Source organism: Flectobacillus rivi (assembly GCF_030056655.1).
In the GTDB taxonomy this organism is placed as follows: Bacteria; Bacteroidota; Bacteroidia; order Cytophagales; family Spirosomataceae; genus Flectobacillus; species Flectobacillus rivi.
This window is the reverse complement of the sequence record NZ_JASHIE010000018.1, coordinates 21,571-46,543: the sequence shown is the minus strand read 5'-3', so window position 1 is coordinate 46,543 and position 24,973 is coordinate 21,571. Positions and strand designations below refer to the sequence as shown.

Here is a 24,973-nt window from a genome sequence, read left to right as displayed (position 1 = left end):
CAATAAATATCATCAAACCTACAACGGAATCCCTAAACGGAGGTTCCCAGTAGCCTTTTAACACGAATGATTAGCTCGTTGAAGCGAAACGGTTTTTCAACGAAGTCATTGGCGCCAAGTTCCAGAGAAGAAACGATTTTATCTTCTACATTCGTACTTGAAAGTACAATAATTGGAGTTTGAGCGTCGCGGGTTTTACGGATATGAAAAATAAGCTCATACCCTCCCGAAAACGGCATTTGTAAATCAGTAATGACAATATCAGGTTGAACCTCGTCGTATAAATCAATAGCGTCTAAGCCATTTTGACAACCTGTCACTTCAAAGCTTTCTCTATTAAATTTATCAACAAGTAATTTTAACAACAGTGATTCATCTTCGGCAATAAGAATTTTCATGATTGATCAAAATTGGGTCTAGTACAATACCCCCTAGGTATTGTGAAACTAGGGTTAATATTTATTTTAATTGTTACCGAATAATAGTTTTATTCGATTATTACTTCATTTAGATAGCTTCTTCTGAAAGCTTTTTGAGCTTTTCGTAATCGTTTTGAATATGAAGCAAAATCTCTTGAAGATCCTCAATCATCTTTTCTTGAGGGACAATAAATTCTTGGGTTTGTAGAAAGGATTTTTCGACTTCTTTACATTGTTTACTAAACTCAACTTGACCTACACACCCTAACATTGAACTCATCTTATGCAATTTTTTGGCAAAACCCATTTTGTCACCACTTGCAAAAGTATGATTCAAATCAGACATTTCGGCAGGTATGTTGTTAAAAAAGTACTCCACTATTTCAAGAAAATATGAAGCCTCGTTATCAAATAACTCTGCAATATATTCTTTGTCGAAACTAGGATGAAAAGGAAAGGATTCTAAGCTCATTATTATCAAACTTCACAAATAAAACAATCTTAAAAGTTAAACGCTAAAATTGGCGGAGCGCTACTTTTATACTATATCAAATCGAACGGTACCTTCAGTTATTTTACAAAGAAAATCAAAAAACCTATATTTGACTAGTGTAATTAACGAAGAATTAAAATTATCAACGCAAAAATCGTTCCAAATAGGTTTTACTCGAATTTCGGTATTTTATTTGTAGCATAAAATTTAGATTTCATTTTTTTTGATAGAATTATAATTAAGCATGAGCGAATCACCAGAAAAAAGTACCTTTTTTGACCTTCAAAAGTCTGGGTTAAACCAGTTTGGAAACATGGCCCTTGGCTGGTTTCTAACCATTCTTATTATTCGTCTTGTTGAGTTGATTTATGGTAGTACAACTCAAAATATTAGCGATTCACTCATTTTTTTATGGGCAAGAGGTTCGTTGTATGACCTTATCTATTTTTCAAAATCTATTGTCTTTTTAGGGCTGCTTCATCAAGCTCTACTGTTTCTGTCTTCTAAGATTGCTAAAATTGTCATTTGGGTCATTATTTCAGCCTTGACATTATTGCATTTATCATTAATGCAATATTTTTTGACAGCCTTAGTACCACTCGGTGCGGATTTATATAGTTATTCAATCGACGATATCAAACAAACCGTCGGAGCAGCAGGTGTTCCTGTACTCGGAATGATTGGAATGTTAGTAATCATTGGATTGCAATTTTTACTTTTCCGTACATTGACGCAAAAAGCTCCGATACATCGCATAGTTATTCCTTTAACGATTTGGGGACTTGCCTTCGTTGTTTATTATTTTGATGTAGAACTACAAATACCAAGTCATCAATTTAGTAATGAATTTGACAACTATCTCACTTATAACAAGTCTCTCTATTTCTCTAATTCGTCTTATGATTATTTTGTTGCTACCGACGACGAAGTAGATATCTATGCCGATAGTTACTTGGGCATTGGCGGTGCTTTACTTGGTGGCAATAACGAGATTTTGAAAGTAAATTATTTGGATGAAAATAATTACCCTTTCTTAAGAATAGATTCTACGCAGGATGTATTAGGTAATTTCTTCAATAAATCTCCTCAAAAACCTAATATCGTATTTCTATTAGTGGAAGGACTCGGTAGAGCTTTTACGGGTGAAGGCGCTTATCTGGGCAACTACACCCCCTTTGTGGATTCTTTATCGCAGAAAAGTCTATATTGGAATAATTTCTTGAGCGAAGGGGGACGTACATTTGCTGTATTACCTTCTATTTTAGGGTCACTCCCTTTTGGAAAAAGTGGATTCAATGATTTAGGCAATAATATGCCCGTTAATAATTCATTAATTGGCATTATGAAACGTGCAGGTTATCATACCGCATTTTATTATGGTGGCGATAGCAAGTTCGATAATATGAAGTTGTTTTTGCAAAAAGAAGGTATTGATCAAGTCAATGATGAGCCCACTTTTACAGGTTCTGGATATCTAAAACTTCCTAAAACAGGTTCATTTACTTGGGGTTATGATGACAAAAGTTTATTTAAACGATACTTTGATGTAAATGCCAATGAGACTAGCAAACCTAGTTTTCAGGTTATCCTGACGGTTTCAACTCACAGTCCATTTTTAATTAATAATCAGAGTGTTTATACCCAAAAACTATTACAATATAGTCAAAGCCCTAAGGCTAGAATGACTGCGTCACAGCAACAAAATGCCAAAGATTACACACAAATGCTTTCGACAGTAATTTATACCGACGAAGCTATTCGTGAGTTTTTTGAGAAATATAAAAAACGTAAAGATTTTGCTAACACCATTTTTGTCATTACGGGAGACCACCGTATGCCAGAAATTCCGATGGCAACTAAAATTGACCGTTTCCATGTGCCTTTGATTATTTACTCTCCGTTAATAAAGCGTCCTGTGAAATTTGAATCTATTTCGACACACTTCGACATAGCGCCTACTATCGCAGCCTTTATGAACAAAAACTATGGTGTAGCAAAACCACTGGTCACCAATTGGATTGGTACAGGTATTGATACCGTCAGACAGTTCAGAAACGTACACTCTTATCCATTGATGATGACAAAAGCACAAATGATTGATTTCATTTATGGAGATTATGTGTTGAACGGAACAGACTTGTATCAAATAGGACCAAATATGTCGATGACCCTAAGTCCAGAAAAAGACGCACAGTCGGCGGTGAAGGCTAATTTTGATATTTTCAAACAGAAAAACGAGAAAATTCAGAAAGGAATTAAGTTATTACCTGATTCTGTTCGACTCAAATAAGTGATTAAACAAAAGAGGTTCTAAAACGAAAGTGTTTTAGAACCTCTTTTGTTTAGGATCTTTTCCTATTTGCTCAATCGATTTTTAACAAGCCTTTTTACCGTATCGATACTAACGGAAATGTCTAATTCTTGTAAAAGCTTTTTTTGTAGGGCTTTCAAATTAATTGATTCGTCTTTGAGCGCTTCTTCTATTACCTCCAAATGCTGAGGATTATCAAGTGATATGATTTGTTTTCGACCTTGGCCTTCTTTTCTAATCAAACCATTGAGTCCTTCCGATAACCATGCTTTTTTCCAATTCACAAATGTATTTTCACTAATATTCATGAACTTTGCTACATTCTTTTGGTTCATTCCAAAATCGTTCAGCAAAAGCCCCTGACAACGCATACGAACCTCTGGCTTCGGATGATACATCGAAGTTTCTTGTAAAAGCTTTTTTTCCGATTCAGAAAGTTTAAGTGCTTCTCTTTTTTGCATTTTACTCGTAAATCTAGCGTGATTTAGGTACACCTCATTTTTTCAAAGGATAACTTTACTGCTTTTTTGCTAGATTTCCAAACCGTTACCTAACTTCCGCCTTCGATTGTACCTTTTCCTTATAGTAATCCTCTAAAATCTTGCTTGTAAGCGGTCGATATACCTCCCAAAAGAAGCCTTTTCGTTCTGAAACAGATTCATCTTGCACAAACCAAGGAACAATATACTCAATCCACTTAAAGTAAGTCGAAAACATTCCGATAGGATTATCACTAAAATCTCCAGCAAAATAACTGAAATGATAATCGTCTCCTTTATGAATAATTACCGCAGGAAATTTTGATGGAATCCCGTAGCGCTGTAGTTCTTTTGTCCCTTGCGAATTGGCATATACTTGATGATAAGCCATTACCTTATTCATTTTGGGATTATTCTTCAATACATCAAACCAATATGGATATTTGATGCTTTCTGGTAACCCATATACCTCCTGACCTTCGTCGGTACTTACCATAAAAGGTACTTCGTTGGTCAGATGCGTTTCATTTTCTAATACAACGACTTGGTCTTTTTCTGAAACAAATGCAACACCTGATTTTTTAAATGGCCATGAACCTCTTTGCTTGATATAGTTGCGGACCAACCATTTGGGCAACTCAACATTTACTGTTGTGTCAAGAGAGTCAAAATATCGGCCTATCCAACCTGTCCATTGAACACCAAAATCATTTTCAAATTCTTCACGAAGATGTGGAGCTGTAGGCGAATTGATATCGTTGAACTCCATCATGACAAGCTTTTTCTGTTGCTTCATATTTTTGAGCAAAGTCAAATCTTGTTCAGACATCCCGCCGTATAAAATTCCAGAACGCTCGGTTTGACTTTTCCCAGCAAACCATTCCTGACGATAAATACCATAAGTATCGGTAAAAAATGCCACATCTGAGTCCTTACTAAGCTGCTCTAACTGCGAACTCGAAAAACGTTCCAAGCCTTTTACTTGATACTTTTGATCGTCTTTCGGAAAAAAACCAAAGTAATCACTAATCTGATACAGTTTGGTACTAGTTTTGGTGAACCGCTTATGTTTTAGCATCCAAATCAAAGAAATATGTTCTTGTCCGTCGGGCGTAAGAACAGTCTTATCAACGGTGGCTACCACCATTTTTCTTTTGGGAGTAAAACACCAAGCCAACCACATCCAAAGTGGTGCGCTAATAATTACAAGCAATACTAATTTAATCCAAGAAAATTTCTTCATTTTACCTAAAGCTTTCTGCGAATGCTAATGCCAATATCAAATTGATTCCCGTTGACTCTTTGACTTAAATCTTCATTAAACCACGTTGCGCTGAGTCCTAGCGTTGTTTTTTCTTTAATCACCTTGCTGTAGCCAAGATTTATTTTGAAAGTATTGAGCTTTCTTCCTCCTTCCAACAATACGTTACGACTTTCATCGGGCGAAATCCCTGTTCCTATTCCCAAAGAAAAGTAATCAAATGAACCACCAAAATAATATCGAGTTGTAAAGGTATAACTCTGTGAAATATCGCTATTGCTTGGCACTAAAAACGCTCGCAAATTGAACCAATAATTACCGATGTACTTGCCCAATGAGCCAGTGTAAATCCATGTTTCGTCCGAAAACTTTAAGTAGCGATACCCAATCTCTCCTTCAAAGCTTTTGGGTAAGTTAGCATACAATGAAATCCCATTTCTAAAAGTAGGAAAAACAGGCAAGTTGGGGGAATAACCAAAATTGACATAAGAGTAAAAGGTTTTGCTAATGCGAGGATAGCCATCCACCTCAAACTGGATACCATCTTCACCAAACCTTTTGGCATGAGTAACGCGACCTATAAACGAGCCTACTTGTGAGCCTCTACTGACAGAAATACTAGTCAAATGCCAAGGTTGTTCGTGTAAGGAAGAATTGTAATTTTTATCAAAATAGAAAAAATCATAGGACAAAGTCGCAAATACTTGTCTCGAATTATCTTGCATACGTGCCGCCAAAGTACGAGCTTCGGTATTCTGAGGTTCGCGTTTGATAACTCCATTAACAATTGAAAGCCCCTCATCAAATTTTTTCAAATCTTTCAAAGCTTTCGCTTTTTTCAGTAATATCTCGGTATCGTTCGGGTAATATCCTAGGGTTGTTTCGCAAATAGTGAGCGCCTCTTGAGGATGGTCGTTCCAATATTCTAAATCAATCATGGAACTAAGCGCCTCTTTATTTTTTGGATTAACAGAAAGTACTTGTCCTAGTTCGGCACGGGCACTATCAGTCTTGTCTGTCCAAATATATATCCTTCCCAAAAACACTCTTATGTCTTGGTAATCAGGGCTTTTTTTAAGTGCCTGTTGGCAGTACGAAACGGCAAGGGGATAATTTTTTTGTTCAAATGCAGCGGTTCGAGCCAATTTGAAAAGCTCGTCGGAGTCAAGTGTGGGAGCTTGCGAGTAACTTTGAAAACAAAGACTCGATAAAGTAAGAAATAATAAAAGATACTTTGAGAGTAAATTCATAAAAGTAAGTTTTGAAATTGGGCAATAGTTCAAATACAAGGTATGCTAGGAAACCCAATCGTAAACATTAAAATATCAGAAATATTGCGAGAAAAGGCACTCTTAATACTCTAGCAAATTTTATGCTATTATCATGATTTTTTAACGTTCAGGAAAATAAAATTACGGGCTTCCTAGCATATATCAAACATATTGCCAAAATCTTACCTAAACTTCGACTCTCAGTGCTTTGAGACCGTAGACACCCTGCATCTCTTCCAATTCGAGGTGTTCGACCTTGCCAGAAAGAATATTTTTACTTTGAAGATATGTAATATAACTAACGTATTCTTCAGCGTCTTTATGGTTGGCATACACCATGGCTATCTTGCCAGGCTGTGTCAATCGTTCGCCTGTGTTTTTTACTAAGGCTTTGTCGATACGCTTTTTCATAATCTCGTATCGTAGGTTATAGGCTCCTTCAGTATCAAAACGACGTTCGTCTTTTCTGAAACTAATATCAATCGGATTGCTGTGAATCAAAATCAGTTGCGTAGTATGCAAAGGCACAGGCAACTGTGGGATCAAATCTTCAGTCATCTTTACAATTTTAGCCATCGAAATCAATTGCCACAATCGTAAGTTTTTCAAATACAGTGGATTAAACGGTTTATTTGGAGCAATACTTTGTCCGATATAGATATTGTATTCGACACCATCCGTTTTATACTTTTCGAAATAGTTTGGATATGCTTCTTGTAAGATTTCTCTTTCTTCTTCCAAAAAATTATTAATCGTTGCATTGATTTTGGTCAAGCTATCCTCAAAGGCATTTCTATGGGTAAAAATATGCTGATGGAAGGGCTCAGTCTTAGCAAAATATGCTGCGATGGCTTCGCTCGCTTTGCCTTTTTCTCCTTGTAGATGTTTGAATATGGGTTGTATTTCTTCTTCAAAATAAAAGTTGATATTCATTTCTTCATCAGGTAAAATTCCTTCAGAAATTTTTTGAATAAAACCGTCATTTTTGAAATTCAATTCATCCAATAAGGGCAAAACAAATTCATTTCGTAATACCTCCAAAGTCTCATGAATCAGCAAAAGCTGCTCCATAAAATCCTGTTGCAAGGCTTTATTTCTTTCAATAGAAGAATTACGAATATCGATAGCGCCATACAAAGGATATACCTTTTCAAAAACCACATTGCCCATGGGTTGTTTGGTGGTGGCTCTATTTTTGAGGTATTCCCAAGCGACTTCATTAAACTTCCACTCAACTGAGGGTTGTAACGACGTAAACTTTTGCTTAATCAATCGCTCTATTTTATCATTAAAGTTTTTGATATGATAGTCTAACGCTTGTTCCAAAATAGGCAATACACTATTGATTTTAGTAAGTGATTCATGCGATAATTCAGAAACACTCGAAGAGGCAATCTCCAAAACTCCAAGCATGCGGTCTTGAGATTGAATCGGATACATCAAATAGCTTTTGAATCCCTGCTCAATTAAATAGCCAGCGATACTTGTCTCTTCATTGAGCAAATTAGGAATAAAAACTACATGTGGATATTGTAAAAATTTGTCATAGGCTTTTTGAAATTCTTCATAATAAATACTTGAAACTGGGGGCGTAATAAACATCGTACCACGATGATACTCATGAGCATTCACATAGGTATCATTTAGCCGCAAGTATGGAATGAGATTTACTTGGACATTAGCAGTTCCCAATAGTACTTTAATGGTTTCGCTCAAGGCGCTATAACTAACTTCTTCTTTTTCTGAAGGCATTCTGAGAACGATATTCTTCATCTCATGAAGACAAGTCTCGGCAGTTATGTCTTTTACCGTAATTAATCCAAATCCTTCAAATTCGAATTGGTTGAGCGGTAATAATCGTTGAAGCGTTTCTAGGTCTATTATTTCATTTTTCCCATCACATACCAAACCACTCTCAAGTTTTGGCAAAGGCTCTGTTCCGATGTAGTTGACATCCAAAAAGCGTTTGTCAGGCTTGATAAGGTAATGTGTTAGCAATCCCGTTTTTTTATTGAAAAAAGAATACGGTACTTCTTCATTCATATCGACCTTAATACCATAGTATTTCCCCAAAATCCATTTGTAGGCATGGTGTAATTTCGTACTATTGAGTTTTTGGATATGCTCTGATTCTTTGACCAAAATTTTACCAGAATCTTTATCAATAAAAACATCTTCAAATGCCTCTGAATAGTAAAAAAAGCGAATATGAAAAGGATAACTAAGCGCAAAAATCTCTTTATCGTTTTCAGATAGCAGCGGAAAAATAACGGTTTTGAGTAAACTTAAAACCTCAGGATATTTCTGTAAAATTTGTGTATCATAGATGGGCTCTTGAAGTTCAGGATATTGCTCTAGTTGGTTCAATACCTCTTCATAAATTCTTTTGAGAATCCCTTCAGAGGATTTAGTATATTCTTTCAATAGTCGAAAAAAAGGACGAAAAGAAAGCTTAGTCGATACGAGCTCTTCGACAGTAAATAAGTCTAAGTCACATTCTGGTACTAGCGTGTTCATTGTTGTTGTTGCCTCTACGGCATTCCTTGCTGCGATTAATTAATTCTACCCCCCACTAACTACTCTCCTGAATCACAAAATAGATATCCTTGGCGTGATATAACTCTAAGGTAATCAACATTTTACTATTATAAAACAATAGAAAATGTAATACTATCTTTTTATAACAATCATTCATAAAATAGAGATCCTCTCTTTCACTGGCGAAAAGAAATAGGCTTTTATTTTGATTGAAATGGTTTCGAGATCTGTGTATAAATGAATAGAGCAGCTTGCTGTAAAATTTAGTTATTTTATCAAACTATACGCCGCCACCAATCCTCTATCACACTTAAGTGGGTTTCGTAAGAATGAAACAAATGTTAACTCCAAAAAAGTTTATTTCTTGTAATTATCTTGTAATGATTATAAAAAATATTGTTAGAAGAAAAAACCAAGCTTAAAACTAATCACTTCATCCTCTGAAGAACGTCCATAAGTCAAAGTCAATACTGCCATTTGGAATGGCGAAAGCCAAATACCACCACCGTATCCATGATGCCATTTTTGAGATGTTTCATCTGGATTCCATACTCTGCCAAGGTCATTAAACGCCAACACGCCAAGATGCGCAGGGAAAAGGTACGATTTGAAAGAGAGCAACTTCAAACGTGCTTCTAAATTATGATAAAATGAGCTTCTTCCTGAAAAACGTGAACGACGAAAACCTCTGAGGTTACTCAACCCTCCCAAAGTATTAGCCTGATAAAACTCGTAATCTAACAAGTTGATTCCCCCACCAACACGAGTAGCAAAGGATAAAACAGCCGGGAGTTTGAAGGTATGATAAAATGCCAAATCGGTTTTGACATTTAGGTAATCGTCTTTATAATTATGCTCAAATGCTTTCTGAAAAGTTGCCTCTGTATTCCATTTCAAACCACGAGTGGTCATTACTGGATTATTGCGAGTATCGACAGTAAAGCCTGTACGTACACCATAAAAATCCTGTTCATCATACACTGGTGATCCTTTGGGTGCGTATTCGGCAATATATCGTTTAGCATTTTCTTTTACATTATAGCCATTAAATACAAGTCCATAATATAGTTTCAAGGGTCCCCAATTATTACTCAAAAGCACCGAGTTTTCAAGATTACTAAATTTAACTCTGTAATATTCTATGCCTTTTGATTGTATATATTTTGACTCATTGCTAAAGCCAAAAAAGTTATCTGTAAGTCCGTCTTGTTGTAAAGTTATTTTTACTTCTAAATCTGTTTTACCTATCACATCAACGGCTTTTCCTACATAGTAAAGATTGAAGGCATTGGTTGAAAAAGCATAATTTCCTGATAAACTATGTTGCATTCGGAAAGGCGATTTTCTAAAACCTTGCTGGGTATATTGTACCCCACCACCAATAAATAATCCATCGTCAGGGTTATAAGCCAGCGAACCTAATGGAGCTAATCTATCATACACATACGCAAATCTGTCTAAATCATTGATATGCTTATCGTTTTCGGTGGTATGATTAACAGTTTCTTCTCCTGCCTGAATTGTTGTGTTCTTCTTTTTGTCATAAATCAGCGTTTTGCGTGCACCTTTTTCAACCGCTGAACTATCGATAAAGGTATCTTTCCCTTTTCCTCCAATCAACCTTACTTTGATACCTTTATTTGATTTTCCGTACACATGAAATACATCTTCTCCGTCCATTCCCCAGATACGAATTTCTTTGGTATCTTTTTGGTCAAAAACTCTTTGGTACAAAAGGGTTCCTTGTTTTCCCTTTTTAGTTTGGTCAAATAGCTTTACACTGGTATTGCCGTCGGCAAGGCGCTCGATGTCGATAATTTCGTCCTTGTCCGAAGCCACAACATCTACTTCTTTCGCTAAAAATTTATAATACTCTGAAGCATAAGCCAATAAATCCTTTTTGCGTTGCTTAAGCTTATTCGCTATCTCAGAGGTAAATGGGTCATTATTGGGTAACTTTTTAATAGATTCATCAATCAATGAATCTGTAATATTTTGCTGTAATAAGCTAGCTGTTTCTTGCCAATCTTGGTGAGATAGTTGCGTTAAAAATGCTCTGTCAACGTATCTTGCATTGAAGTTGAACGTATTTACATCTCGAATTTTATAATCAAAACCCTGTACTTTAGGTAGTATCCATTTGCGAGATACAATCTTTGGCAAAAGTCCTTGACTTACAAAAAAAGCTTGGTCACGGTCGCGTGGAATAGCCTTATAAACTGTATGTTTTCCTTCATCAAAAGCAGCCCAACGCCATTGGTCATCATGACGATCCCAGTCACCAATGAGCATATCTAATAATCTAGCTCGAAGTAAGGCTTTTTGATCTACGACATTTTTATTGTCTTGGTCCAATTTATCAAAAAGTTTTAGGGTCGAGTAGGTCTTTTTTGCACCTGCAAAACCCTCATCTGGTCGCTCTTCAAACAAGGCTAATTGTCCTGCAAAAAGTCGTTGATATGGACCAAGAATAGTATCATTAGGTAATCTAACCAATCGTGGATTGGTATGCAACACTCCAGCAGCTTCGGCCAAGGAAGGAATCGTTAGGGCTGCAAATGGGTGTGATGCTGAAATTTGGTCACCAACGATATCAACGGTAAATTTGCTACGAATTGCCTCAGGGACAGCACTTTCTGGATATTTCTCCACCGAGCGAGTTACATACTGATTTTCATCCTTACCTGCATATCGGAGCGATAAGGTCTGTTGTCCTCCCCCACGTTGAATGACTTTTAGTCCTCCTTTTTCATGAGTCAAATCCAACACAGGCGCTTGTACAGGACTAGTCCAAATACTACGATAGTTTTTTCCTAAAAGCCATTCTTTAAATTTATTAGCTTTAAACTTAGGATTAGGAATGGTTTGTTGATTAGATTGTACAACTAATTCTTGATATGGCTTTTTCTTGAATTCTAAAACTTTTTCATAAAGAAGCTGACCGTTGGCATCCCAGAAATAAATTTTGGAGGTACCATCTGATAGCCAGTCTAATTGTGTAAATCCTTTGGTAGCAGCAGCAAAATAAGAATCTTTCCCTTTTTTGACAGGAGTCGTTTTGGAGCCAGCACCAGAAGTAATATAGTAAAGAGAATCTTTTTCAATTAATTGAAGCGTATGTTCGTGTCCGTTGGCATAAACTACGTTGGGATATTGTGACATGATACGTACCATTCCTGTTCGCATCTCTTTGTACACAGGATTAGGAATATCCTGAATATTGCCAATCCAAGAACGATACAAAGGATAAATAGAACCTAAAATCGGTAAAGGAATATTGAGTCCTAGCTCGTTGAAAGGTAAAATATGAGATTTGAAAGGGTAATATCCACCATGTAAACTATAAGAATACATGGGATGATGACCTGCCACTACTACCTTTTTGTGTCTGTTACGATACAAAATATCGTCTAAGGCTGTCAACAGACCAGTAAGGGTTTTTACTTCACAATCAGAATTTTCATCAGGTTTTTTCCAAGGATGCAAATACCATTGCGTATCCAACAAAACTAGAGTCTGATTGTCAGAAAGTGGTATTTCTTGAGGTGTTGGACAACCACCTTTGGGGAAAAATACGGCTGGATTTTGAAGATATTCCGTTACAAATTTTTCTTGAGCAATAATTTCTGTCCATCCATTTTTCCCCCCTTGTTCCCAATCGTGATTTCCAGGAATAATATAACCCGTTCCTGTATGAGATTTTATCACCTCTAATTGCGCTTTCAGACGGTCTTCAGCATCTTTTCTGTCAGGGTGTTCTTCATCGACCATGCCTTTGGGGTAAATATTATCCCCTAAAAAGACCACGGAACTATTTTTTCCTTTCAATTTTAATTTTTCTGAAAGTGTATTCAAAACAGCATCTTTACCATGCGTGTCGGGTTCGCCTGCATCACCGATAAGAAACAAAGAAAATTCAACTTTAGGTACAGAGTTCTGCGCCAAAAGTTGGGTTGAAAAACATAGGAAGAGAAGTATACAATAAAAGCGAGTTTTCATCATAAGAAATTATCAAGCAGTAGTGTGCGCAAATCAAAATCCAATCGTGAGGTTTCCAGTAACAGCGTAGCCATTATACACTGGAACAAACGATACGTTGGAAGGTAATTTTGGAGCAATCTGTTTTTTTATCCAAGGATAAATAATGTATGAAGCCTTGGCAGAAAGGATTCCAATACCTGCACCAACCAACACATCGGACAACCAGTGACGGTTATTTAACATTCGAAAAGTACCCGTAGCGGTAGCAACTGTATAGCCACCTATCGTGTACCAAACGCTTTGGTCACCATATTCGGTAGCCAAAACCGTTGCACCAAAAAAAGCATTAGCCGTGTGCCCCGAGGGGAACGAATCATTACTCGAATCATCAGGACGAGTTGTATTGGTTATCTTTTTTAGTCCAAAAACAGTCCCTAACATAATACCTGTGCCTAAAACAATGATTCCACCTTTATCGACAAAAGTATTTTTGCCTTTGACACCCACTAAACTCAAACCCATGGCAGCAGCTTGGGGCGCAAACTGCAAGTAATCGTCGGCATGAGTCCTGAAACTAGACAAATACTTGGTATGCCATTCTTTTTGTTCAGCTTTGGTACTATTATTAATAAACACCATTCCTGTACCAATCAGGATACCTGGTGCAATCATTTCTTTAGCAGTAATTAAGGGTTTTGAACTATCAGAAGTTTGCTTTTGAGCGCAAGTAATTTTTGATAAAAAAAGAAAGCTGATAAACACCAGCCTAAAGGATTTTTTGAACATAGAAATGAAATTTTAGTCAATGGCAAGGTTACCAAATTGGAAACAGAACACAAAGCAATGAGTATTGGGTTATCAGCCATTCGCACAATTGCCTTTAAATCGATCCAAACTTTGAACTGTTTACATTTTAAAAACTACTTCCCCAAAATGAACATTATTTATGTTTCTGTAACATAGCTGCCACTCCGAATGCCAAAATAGAAGCTACAAAACCATACATAAAGATGTTGTAAGCAATACGTAACAACTTATACTTTTTACCAAGTACCTTCCCAAGGAAGTAAATATCGCGCGTCATAGAGGCATACAGAAACTCCGAGTCGTTCATCATTTCTTTCATACCAGCCTGATAATCTTCTAATTCCATTTCATGAAAATTACCAAAAAACAACAAATTCGCGCTACGGTTGGCAATATCCTCTTTTGAAAATTTACCTTTCGTTACGTTAGGGATAGTAGCTAATACTGCAAAAACCGTAGCCAACAAACATACCGTTGTAATCATTATCGTAGGTACAATCAAATAGGCATTTTCCTCCAATTTTCGAATTAATATACTGACAATCAAAGAAATAACAATCGTGTTGACCGAAATCATGATGTTTGCCTTATTATCAGCCATTGAAGAAAGTTGGAAGTGATTAGCAGAGGTAGTTCTAAACATGGTTTCGATGCCACGATCAGGGCGTTTTACCTTTGCTTCTGCCTCCTTTTCCTTTGCTTTCTCTTTATTTTCTTTTTTAGCTTGTTTCAACTCTTCCAATTTATCCTTGAGAAGACTTATATTTTTCTGTTTTCGAGGCTCCAAAACTTTCTTTCCATAAGCGGTAAAATAGTGATGTTCTTCCATGAAAGTTAGCGTTTTCTTAAGCCAATCTTTCTCAGACAAAGACATTTTAGTAAAGCAAATTTCGGTACGAAGATGTTCGGTTTTTTCTAAGAAATTTTCAGAAGCTAAATGCGACAAATCTGCATCACACAAAATCATCTGCTTGTGTGAATGTGGGCTTTGCGGCATTCGGGTGGCTCCGATGTAAGTTGAAATTTTCTGTATTTGCTTTTCTGTGCACTCGATTTTGGTAAGAAATTCCTGAGAAAGCGCAATACTATGTGTCTCATGATCATCGAAACTCACAGAATAACCAATATCGTGTAGCCAAGCCGCCATCAAGAGGTTTTCGAGTGCTTTATCTTTAACACCTTCTTCTTGGGCTATTTCTTTGGTGGCTGCCACTACGGCTTCGGTATGTTGAGCATTGTGGTAACAAAACTGAGGCGGTAGTTGTGACAACACCGATTCGGCATATTGTTGTACTAAGTTGAGTTTTTCGGTATGCATAAAGGCAATTGCAACACGATTACAGTGTTTTTTTCAAGTAAAAAGTCCCAAAAGGAATTAAAGATAATAAGAATGCCAACATCGCTTTACGTAAGGTCATTCCTACTTGAATAATCATGGCTAAAATGATCGCTACAAAAGCCACAAATAGCACTCCATGGATGGTACCTCCGATTTTAACGATTTCGGGTTTATGCAAAATATACTTGACTGGCATTGCAATAAACAACAAAAACAAATAGCTGTAGCCTTCGATTTTTCCTATGACAAGGAACGCTCTGATGATATTAGCGGATAAGGAAGTTTTTTCTGACATAATTTAATTAAGCTTTTGTAAACAACTATCAAAAGTGATGTGACAAAGTAAATTCAGAACTTTGGAGAGTACTTACATTTCTTCAACTCAATATTGAGAAATTTCGTTTCAAAAGCCTATGATTTAGCAAAATACACAATAAAAGTTGTGCCTTTATCAACTTCACTTTGTACATCTATTTTTCCACCAAGCGCTCTAATTTGAGAACTTACGATGTAAAGTCCTAACCCTTTGCTTTCTGGATAATCATGAAAACGCTGATAAAGCCCAAAAATTTTATTTCGGTGTCGCTTCAAATCAATCCCAATGCCATTATCTGCAAAATGAAGCTCTACGTAATTCGGTGTATCTTTGGTAAACACCTGTATTTCAAGTGGTCGCTTCAATGAACGATACTTTAGGGCATTGGTTAATAAATTTAATAAAATACTTTCAAGATATGATGAATCGAAACTAACACTGCCTGCTGCACTAAAGTCTGTTTGCAATGAAGCGTTTGCTTCTCGAATTTGATACCCAACAGAAGATTTTACTTTGTCAAATTCGGTTGTCAAACTCAAGGGTTTTTTCTCTAAATTCACTTGATTTTTAATCACCAACACATCCAATAAATCATTGATAGTTTGATTGAGTAAGTGAGTGGACTCTTTAAATTTTTCAAGTAATTCTAAGGTCATTTCATCGCGTATTGACTCAGGTTCTACCAAATCCAAAATACCCATTAAATTAGATAATGGCGCACGTAAATTATGAGAGGTAATAAACGTAAACTGCTTTAAGTCAGTATTGCTATCGGTCAATTCCTTAATCAAAACCTCTCGCTCTGCTTCAGCTTTTTTACGTGCTGAAATATCTCTAAATACTGAAATGGCATGCGTAAACTCACCTTTCGCATCGGGCACTGGCACCACCTCTAAGCTTGCCCAGAATTGCTCTCCGTTTTTGCGATAAACAACAATTTCTACCTCTTCATGCTTCCAGTTTTTAATGGCATCTTCAATTTTGGCAAGAGCTTCCAAATCCGTTTTTTCACCAACCAGCATCATTGTTGGATTAGCTTTTATTTCACTTGGATCAAACCCAGAAAGTCGCAAAAAGGCAGCGTTATAGTAAACAGCTCGATGGCATGCGTTCTCGATATTTGGCTCAGTAATCACAATGGCATCATTGCTATTCGTAATTACAGATTCACGCAAACGTAATTGTAATTCTTCTTCTTTTTGTTGAGTAATATCACGTCCTGAGGCAAATATGAGTTTTTCGTCAGGCAAATAAGTAACCGACCAAGAAATCCAACGAACACTTTGATCTTTGGCGATAAAGCGATTTTCCATCACCGACACCGAAGCCTTTTCCTGAATACCACGAAGTACCTCAAACGTTTTTTGTTTGTCTTCAGGGTGTACAAAATCTAATACATCATGTCCATTGATTTCATGAGTATCATAACCCAAAACACGTAAAAAAGCATTATTGATTCTGACAAAAAAGCCATCGAGTGTAGCAATGCCGAGCAAATCGTTGCTCAACAAGAAGAAGTGATTAAGCATTTCGTCAGCATTTCGCTTCTCAATTTCGGCCCCCAATTGCTTACATACTTCACCCAAAAAAGTCAGAATACTCTCATCGACTTGGTGGTTGGCCTTACTAAAAAACACCATCCAACCAATATGCTTTTCATCGTAGGTAATAGGAATAGAAATAGCGGAGTGAATACCTATTTTATCCGAAACATTGGTTCGTTGAAAATCCTTCATATCATGAAGATTATTCAACCAAATAGGCGTTAAACGATTACGACTATTGTTATATACAGTTTGAGTAAGATTTATTTCTTTCTGTAAAAATGGTTCGACCATTTCTTGCAAATGCTCAAATTCGGCAGTATAACTATACGTTTGTAATCGGATATATTCTTTTTGATAATCGGTCATCCAGATTTCAGAATGCTCCCAACCCAAGTAATTTCGGATTGTTTCGAGACAAGCATTGAGCCCTTTGGTCAAAGATGGGGCATTCCTAAACAATTCTAAACCATGGACTAAAATTCGTTTTTCCTCTTCTGCTCTTACTTTTTCAGTAACATCACGAATCAACATTTGCATAGCCTTTCGTCCAGCAAAGTCGATAGGATAGGCTGTAACCTCAACAATGATTTTTTCGTATCCTGCTTTTAAATGTACTTGTAAAAGACTGTTTTTTAAGGTTAAAGATTCTCTTTGCATGGCTTTAGGACAAATATCTTCCATGCACATTTCTAAAAACTCTTCTCGGTCATAACCATAATGATGAATAGCCGCAGGATTTACTTCTAAGAATTCCATTGTAGCACTATCATAAATCCACATTGGATTGGGGTTATTATCAAAAATTTGACGATAGTTATATTCGGAAATACGCAACTTTTCCTGCGAAACCTTGCGCTCAGTTATATCCATCATAGTACCTAACATCCTTACAGGCACATCGTTGTCATCATAAATTACCGAACCACGATCATGTACATAGAAATATTCACCTGAACCATTTTGAAAACGATACTCATATTCCCAGAATTTGGTACTTCGAGAAAGTAAATGGGCTTTGATAACCGTTTCCACGGCAATAATATCTTCTGGATGGACTCTTTCGCCCCAAAAGCTAAAATCTGAAGTAAAAGATTTTTCCTCATAACCATGTGTATGCAAGAATGTGTCACCTGAGCGTACGACTTCGTTATTGGACAAATTGACATCCCACACGACCCCAATGGTCGCATTTGACACCATGGTATAGCGTTCGTTGCTTTGTTTTATTCTTTCAAGATTACGCTTACGCTCGATACTATATCTAATCGTTTTTGAAAGCAATTTAGACTCTAATTCACCTTTTATCAGATAATCCTGCGCACCATTAATGATTGCTTCGGTGGTAGTTTGAGTATCCTCCATACCCGAAAGCACAACAATTGGAATATGGGCAGCCATTTTATTCAAATCTATAATAGACTGAATACCAATGCTATCAGGTAAAGACAAATCCAAGAATACTAAATCATAATCGGCATTGGACAACGCTTGTTTAGCCTCAGCTACCGATATGACGTTCTGAACCTCCTTTACATCTAGCCCTGTATCGTGTAAATACTCCTCAAAAAGTATATAATCTCCGAGGTTGTCTTCTACAACGAGTATCCTCAATTGCTGTGGTCTTATAGTAATCATGGTGGTGATATAGTTAATACAAAAGAGTGAATTACGCACAAAGCCAAAAGGCTTATACGAAATTAGTTGCTTACCATTTTTTCATTTTACAAGTTTGTCTCAATAAACTTGGGCTTATTTTTGGGTAATGTAAATTTAAAAGCACTGCCTTCTCCGACTGTACTCTCAACCCACATTTTTCCTCGGTGGCGTTCAACGATTTTTTTACAAATCGCTAGACCAATACCTGTTCCAGAATATTCTGTTTTGTTATGTAGCCTTTGAAAAATGATAAAAATCTTTTTGAAATATGCAGAATCTATACCAATTCCGTTATCTCTGAAAGAAAAAATCCAATCATTTTCAGTTTCCTCTAATTCAATCTGTATAACAGGGTCTTTTTCTCCTCGATATTTGAGCGCATTTCCAATTAAATTCTGAGCCAATTGAAGTAATTGTACCCTATTCCCATCTATAATGGGCAATTTGCTAACCAATACAGTAGCGTGTTCTTTTTTGATTTTTTCATCATAAATCTGAATTACTTCCGTCATAACTTCATTCAAATCTACCAGAACGAATGCCTCTCTGTTAGTGCCAACTCGTGAATATTCCAGCAAATCAAGGATCAGTTGTTTCATTCGCTCAGCACCATTTACTGCAAAATAAATGTATTTTTTTGCTTGGTCATCGAGCTGAGCGTCATACTTTTTCTGTAAAAGTTGTAAGAAACTACTTACCATACGCAAAGGCTCTTGAAGATCATGCGATGCCACATAAGCAAATCTTTCTAATTCTTCATTAGAAGCAACCAGTTCAATAGCTCTTTTTTCTAGTTCAAGATTTAATTCATTTAACTTCAATTCAGTCTGTTTCAAGGGCGAAACATCTTGAATTGCCCCAATCATTCGTATAGCATGATTGTTTTCATCATAAAGCGTAAAACCTCTGTCATACACAAACTTATAGGAATCGTCGGCACATAGGATACGGTATTCGTCTTCCCAGTGCAGTTTTTTATCAACCAAATGTTTCCTTAGTCCATAGTTAACTCTTTCGGCATCGTCGGGATGTACCTTCGACAGCCACCAATAATAATCTCCTGTAATTTCTTGTAGCGAATAACCTAATATCTGGTTCATACTATCGCTCCACAAAATTTCATTGGTATCAAGATCCAAATCCCAAATCAAATCGTTGGTGGCTTTGGCAACCAAATTATAACGTTCATTACTTTCTCGTAGCGCCAATTCGGCGAGCTTACTTTCCATGATGAGCGTTACCACTCGTTTGACATTTTCGAGTGCGACTTCTTCTTCTCTAGAAGGCACTCTCTCATCATTAAAAAAATAAGCCAATACGCCAATGATTTTATTACCTGCACCAACAATTGGCATCGACCAACAAGCTTTGATTCGCTGGGCTCGAAGCATTTCAACTAAAGGTTGCCATTGAGGCATGAGGGCAAGGTTTTTTACAAATTGTTTGTGTGGAAAAAACAAGCTCGTATATTCACCGTCATTGTTTGGTTTTGTATTAAAACCAAAGGTCTCGATAGAGGTAATCAAGTTTTCATCCAAACTCGAATCTACTAGCATTTTTAAATCATTGCCCACCACTTGCCATGCCGTAATGAAAGTGCTTCCTTGTAGCTCTTGTACCTCGTTGATATAATATTCCAAAACTTGCGCTAAAGTAGAGTCTTGTGAAGTATTATACTCTAAAGCTGCTTTTTCAATTCGGTCAAGTTGCTCCTTTAATTTTTGCTCAGTAACATCTCTAAAAAAGATGGAAAGACCATTTTCGGATGGATAAGCATTGATATGAAACCATCTTCTGCCTGGCGCATAATAATCATCAAATGATACCGAAACATTTTCTTCGATAGCACGGGTATATTCAGAATAATAACTCAAAGGAGCTCCATGCCCGAAAGTGTCCCAAAGATTTTCGTTGATTAAGAAATTACGACTCATTCCCAAAAGTCTTTCGGCTTCGGCATTCATATAAGTTACTGTATATTTGTGGTTTACAGCAAAGAACCCATCGGTAATACTTTCAAGAATATTGGTGATTTGAACATTGTATTGTTCCAAATCTCGTTCATGTTTCTTGCGTTCTGAAATATCCGTAAAGATGGTAAACAAGGACACTATCTGATTATTTTCGTCGGCAATAGGTCCTGCGCTCACATAATAATCTATCCAATCTTCTTCTTTATCATAAATCACAACGTCTTGACTAACATGTTGTCCTCTTAAAACGGTATCAAAAATATTTTGGGCAAGAGGCTCTTCTACAAGTGGAATTTTTTTGTCAACTATATCCGTAAAATCTCCCGCAAATTCATGGAAAGATTTGTTGACATAGATGGGCTTTCCTTCGGGGCTCCACAAACACACCAAGTCTTTCATATTGTCGAGCAAGTGCTTGTACAAACTTAAGTGTTGGTCGCTGTGTTTTTTCTCAGTAATATCCTTAGCAGCGGCAATTACCCTATCTTGTTCTTTGATAGAAGCGACTGTCCATGCCAACCAGCGGACTTCACCATCTTCTTTGAGTATTCTATTTTCAAAATATCCTACTTGACGAGTTTGAGCCAATAAGGAAATTTGTTGTTGAGTATTTGCTTGATCATCTTCATGTATATAATCAAAAACAGATCTGCCCATGAGTGAGTGCTCAGTACCATATAGCCATTCGGTGGCCACTTTATTGAGCTTGGTAAAGCAAAAATCTGCATCAAGCATACATAGAAAGTCTGGCGATGAGTTAAAGAAAATATTGAGCTCGTCTTCAGCCTTTCGTCTTGATAAGTCCACCCCAATTTGTCTTGAAACATTATCAAAGAAATCTGTATCGTTTGATATATGCTCTTCTGTAGAGTAAAAGCTGAAAACCGCTATAACTTGACTACGAAACATAATGGGCAACGCCACACCCGAACGACACTCTAGCTTTTCGATAATACGTTTTTCAGTAGAAGGAATAAAACCATGTGATAAGTCCCATTCCTGAATACGCTGGGTAGCCCATGCCATACCTGGCAAAAACTCTCCTCGTTTGAGGTCTTGGAACGCCAGTCCTGTAAAATCTAGGGCCACAGACTCATCCGCAAACCAGTTGGTATGAAGATTAAGCTTAGAATGATTAAGGTTGAGCATCCAAGCTTCAGCATAGTCGCAGTCTAGGTAATAAGCTAAAATCCTGAGAGACTCATAAATAGCTACCTGAAGATTTTCTATTTCATTAAGTTTTCGAGAAATCGTCCAAAGGTGCTCTTGCTCTAATTCTTTTTTGACTGAATCAGTTATATCACGGCTTACTCCTACCACGCCAATCACCTCTCCACTGGTATCACGAAGAGGCACTTTGTTGGATAACAACCATTTGATTTGTCCTGATTTAGTCAGAAAATACTCTTTGATATTTGTTACAGCATTGCCCGAAGACATTACATATACCTCTTGTTCTCGAAGCAAATTGGCACTACTTTCTTCCAATAAGTTTAAGCCTGATTGATGCAGTAAATCGCCCTCTTTGGTTACACCAAATAAATCTAAGCCAACTTTGTTAACCAATAAATGACGATGGTCGGTGTCTTTGTAGTAGATATACGCAGGAATATTATCGATAACAATCTTCAAAAAGTTACGTTCCTGCAACAGACTCAGCTCTATTTGTTTGCGCTCAGTAATATCTTGTGAAGTCCCTTTCAGACCTATTCCCAGACCAAACTCATTGGTGATTAACTCTCCACGTTCGTGCATATACCGTATTTCGCCTGTGGGCAGCACAATACGATGTTCAATATTCAATAACCCCTTTCCTTCACAAACCTGATGATGAGCTACCAAAAAACTCTCTCTATCGTCAGGGTGGATACATTGCAGAAAGGTTTCGAAAGTCGCCTTAAATGATTTTTTATCTAATCCAAACAGTGCAAATAGCTCATCAGACCAGACTAAATGATTTTGTGTGAGGTCTAATTCCCAACTTCCTATTCGTGCAATTTTTTGGGCATCCGTAAGATTTTTCTCGCTTTTCAACAATTGCTCCTCTACCCCTTTGAGCTGAGAAATATCCGACAAAGTTCCAATCACTCTCGTAGGTTCATTTTGGGCGTTTCGCTCCATCACCACTCCCCTATCCAACACCCAGATATAATGGTTTTGTTTGTGTTTGAAACGGTAGATTTCTTCAAAATACTGGCTTTCATCGTTGATTAATTGCTTTGTCGACTGCATAACCTTTGCATAGTCGTCAGGATGTACACGAGAAACCCATTCGGTATAGGAGTCATCTATTTCATTTTCCTGATAGCCAATCAATTCTTTCCAAATCTTTGAATAATGCACTTTTTGCTCTAATACACGCCAATCCCAAACGCCTTGTTGACTGCCTTCTAACGCACGTTTCCATTTTTGTTCATTGGCTACAATAGCTTGAGAAGTCTCGAAGCTACTCGTAATATCTTTCGCAATGCCATATACACCTTGCAAATGCCCATTGAGCAAAATAGGCATAGAGGTAAGATGTATCCTTTTTTGTGTTCCTGTACGTGTATGAATATCGATTTCTATACTTTGAGAAGTTCCTTCAAGTGTCTTTTGCAAAACCTCTTGAAGATTTTCTGAAAATGATAATGCTGAAAAATTACTTACTTGACATTTTAGAAGTGTATCAATAGGAAACTCCAAAATGTCGGCTAAAGCCATATTGACAGAGGTGAATTTCCCTTCAAAATCCAAAGAAAATACGCCATCAGGATTTTGATCAAAGAGAGATTGATATCGTTGTTGGTTTTCAAGTAAAATCTGTTCTGTCTGCTTTCTAGAAGTAATATTGTTCATCAGAACTGTAATGCCAACTACTTCGTTCTGAGCATTGTACGAAGGGTTAATACTAATCTCAAAGATATGCTCAGTTGCTAAAATATTGATTTTTCGCTCGATAACGGTACTTTTTCCACGAATGGCATCATGAAAGAATATATCACAATCGACGAGGTTTGCCTCACTACAAATTGTATAAGGGAGTGGCACGCCTATTTGGGGTTCGGTACCTGCCTTTTGTAACCAGAAGCTTCTGAAAGCTCCATTGTATTTTAGTAAACAAAAAGATAAATCCAAGGAAAAAACACCATAAGGAATATTTTCAACCAATGATGTTAATTCTGCTTCACTTTTGATAAGCGATTGTTCAAGGCGCTTTTCATAAGTAAGATTCGTTGAAAAAATAGCAATACCGTTAGAAGCTGGAAAAATTCTGTTCTGAAACCAAGTATTCCAAGGCGTAAAGTAATTGACAATCACCTTCATTTGGCGATTATTCATCACATCTTGACATGTTTCCTGAAATGGTCCACTCGAAAATTCGGGAAATGATTGCCATACATTTTTACCAATCAACTGGTCAACAGTTGTCTGAATAGAACTTGCTAGTTGTTCGTTGGCATAAGTAATAATCCAGTCTTGGTTAATAACCACAAAGCCGTCGGAGATTCCCGCTAAAAGGTCATAGGCAAAATTTCCAGACTCCTCAGTATTAATGGTTTGTAAATCCTGCGTGCCAATTTTCATGGCACGAATAATGCCCATCAACACCTCTTCTTTTCCATTTGCTGGATGTGAGTTGGCCAGATTCCAATGTGCCGAAACTTCCAACCAAAGATTCTCTCCAAGTTCGTTGGCTTGGAGTACCACTTCAAAGCCCTTTTTGGTACTAACTGCCTTAGATAGATGCCTTTTTAGCACTTCTTTTCCTAAATCTGAAAAAATATCCTCTAATCTATTACCAACCTGATAATCAGACCAATAGTTGATAATGTTATCCGAAAAAACAAATTGTTGTGTCCTTGGAAAATACTCCCAAATACATAGCTCCGCAAGCGAATCAATAAAGAAATCATGTGGTTCGGTGAGTTCTTCATCGGGTATACGCGTAGGAGTTTGACTCCCTTTTACCTTGAGGGTTTCCAGTATTTCACGAAATTGCTCAGTGAAATGAGGGAGTTGTTCGATAGAAGCAGTGGGCAATTGTTCAACCAGAAATTCAAGTTGAGAAAGCGTTTTTATCATTCGAATTGGGCAGCTATGAAATTCAAAGGTAAGTAATAAAGTTAGTGAGCAAAATTAAAATCATTTTACCCGCAGTAGGCTTTATGCTTAAATATGCTTCTGAGGAAAGAATGAAAATATTTTGCTTAATACCTATAGCTTATTGCCAAAGGCATTTTATTTTTTCACCAATGTGAAAAACAAACAAGCATAAAACCTCACAGTCATCGATTGGGTGATGAGTGCTGTGATACCATTATGATAAACACATTTATCCGTATAGTTCGAATGACTTAGGTAGAGATATGTATCTACTATATCCGAAAATTAGTATTAAATAGCTTTTAAATTTACTCAATAATATTTAAGCTACGCAGTAATTTCAAGATAAATAAACGAAAGGCTGACTTAGGCGCTGAATTTTAATTTAATATTTAAGAATAATCGTAGTTACAGAGGCTCTCTTTGGAAGAATTTGTATCTTAAAATGGAGTGTTGGGCGGACACTCTTTCAAGATACCATTAATGCCATTGATGG

The 24,973-nt window shown here is 36.8% G+C and carries 13 protein-coding genes; 1 reads left to right on the top strand and 12 read right to left on the bottom strand.

Annotated features, from left to right (window positions below):
* Positions 1 to 32 precede the first annotated feature (32 nt).
* Both QM481_RS21635 and QM481_RS21630 read right to left on the bottom strand, forming a co-directional pair.
* Positions 33 to 398, bottom strand: a complete 366-nt coding sequence (locus tag QM481_RS21635) for a response regulator transcription factor (protein ID WP_095168227.1) — start codon at positions 396 to 398, stop codon at positions 33 to 35.
* A 109-nt stretch (positions 399 to 507) separates the two neighbouring features.
* Positions 508 to 891, bottom strand: coding sequence for an Hpt domain-containing protein (locus QM481_RS21630; protein ID WP_166551152.1), 384 nt, complete (start codon positions 889 to 891; stop codon positions 508 to 510).
* Between the two features lie 265 nt (positions 892 to 1,156).
* Between QM481_RS21630 and QM481_RS21625 the strand changes: the two genes are divergently transcribed.
* Positions 1,157 to 3,202, top strand: a complete 2,046-nt coding sequence (locus QM481_RS21625; RefSeq protein ID WP_283383293.1) for an LTA synthase family protein — start codon at positions 1,157 to 1,159, stop codon at positions 3,200 to 3,202.
* Positions 3,203 to 3,267: 65 nt separating this feature from the next.
* Here QM481_RS21625 and QM481_RS21620 read toward each other — a convergent pair whose 3' ends face one another.
* The 10 genes from QM481_RS21620 to QM481_RS21575 form a co-directional block, all read right to left on the bottom strand.
* Positions 3,268 to 3,684 carry a helix-turn-helix domain-containing protein gene (locus tag QM481_RS21620; protein WP_283383292.1) on the bottom strand — a complete coding sequence of 139 codons (417 nt, stop codon included), beginning with the start codon at positions 3,682 to 3,684 and terminating at the stop codon, positions 3,268 to 3,270.
* An 85-nt stretch (positions 3,685 to 3,769) separates the two neighbouring features.
* Positions 3,770 to 4,945, bottom strand: coding sequence for a hypothetical protein (locus tag QM481_RS21615; RefSeq protein ID WP_283383291.1), 1,176 nt, complete (start codon positions 4,943 to 4,945; stop codon positions 3,770 to 3,772).
* A 5-nt stretch (positions 4,946 to 4,950) separates the two neighbouring features.
* Positions 4,951 to 6,213 (bottom strand): YaiO family outer membrane beta-barrel protein, encoded by a 1,263-nt coding sequence (locus QM481_RS21610; protein WP_283383290.1) that lies wholly within the window; start codon positions 6,211 to 6,213, stop codon positions 4,951 to 4,953.
* Between the two features lie 207 nt (positions 6,214 to 6,420).
* Entirely contained in the window at positions 6,421 to 8,751 is a 2,331-nt protein-coding gene (locus tag QM481_RS21605) for a hypothetical protein (RefSeq protein ID WP_283383289.1), read from the bottom strand.
* 420 nt (positions 8,752 to 9,171) lie between these two features.
* Positions 9,172 to 12,717, bottom strand: a complete 3,546-nt coding sequence (locus QM481_RS21600) for a BamA/TamA family outer membrane protein (protein WP_283383288.1) — start codon at positions 12,715 to 12,717, stop codon at positions 9,172 to 9,174.
* 87 nt (positions 12,718 to 12,804) lie between these two features.
* The gene (locus QM481_RS21595) at positions 12,805 to 13,539 is read right to left on the bottom strand and encodes a phosphatase PAP2 family protein (protein WP_283383287.1); all 735 of its coding nucleotides are present in this window, start codon (positions 13,537 to 13,539) and stop codon (positions 12,805 to 12,807) included.
* Between the two features lie 154 nt (positions 13,540 to 13,693).
* Positions 13,694 to 14,878, bottom strand: a complete 1,185-nt coding sequence (locus tag QM481_RS21590; RefSeq protein ID WP_283383286.1) for a Pycsar system effector family protein — start codon at positions 14,876 to 14,878, stop codon at positions 13,694 to 13,696.
* Positions 14,879 to 14,897: 19 nt separating this feature from the next.
* Entirely contained in the window at positions 14,898 to 15,194 is a 297-nt protein-coding gene (locus QM481_RS21585; RefSeq protein WP_283383285.1) for a DUF3817 domain-containing protein, read from the bottom strand.
* A 116-nt stretch (positions 15,195 to 15,310) separates the two neighbouring features.
* Positions 15,311 to 18,397 (bottom strand): PAS domain S-box protein, encoded by a 3,087-nt coding sequence (locus QM481_RS21580; RefSeq protein ID WP_283383284.1) that lies wholly within the window; start codon positions 18,395 to 18,397, stop codon positions 15,311 to 15,313.
* A gap of 86 nt (positions 18,398 to 18,483) precedes the next feature.
* The gene (locus tag QM481_RS21575; RefSeq protein WP_283383283.1) at positions 18,484 to 24,456 is read right to left on the bottom strand and encodes a PAS domain S-box protein; all 5,973 of its coding nucleotides are present in this window, start codon (positions 24,454 to 24,456) and stop codon (positions 18,484 to 18,486) included.
* Between the last annotated feature and the right edge of the window lie 517 nt (positions 24,457 to 24,973).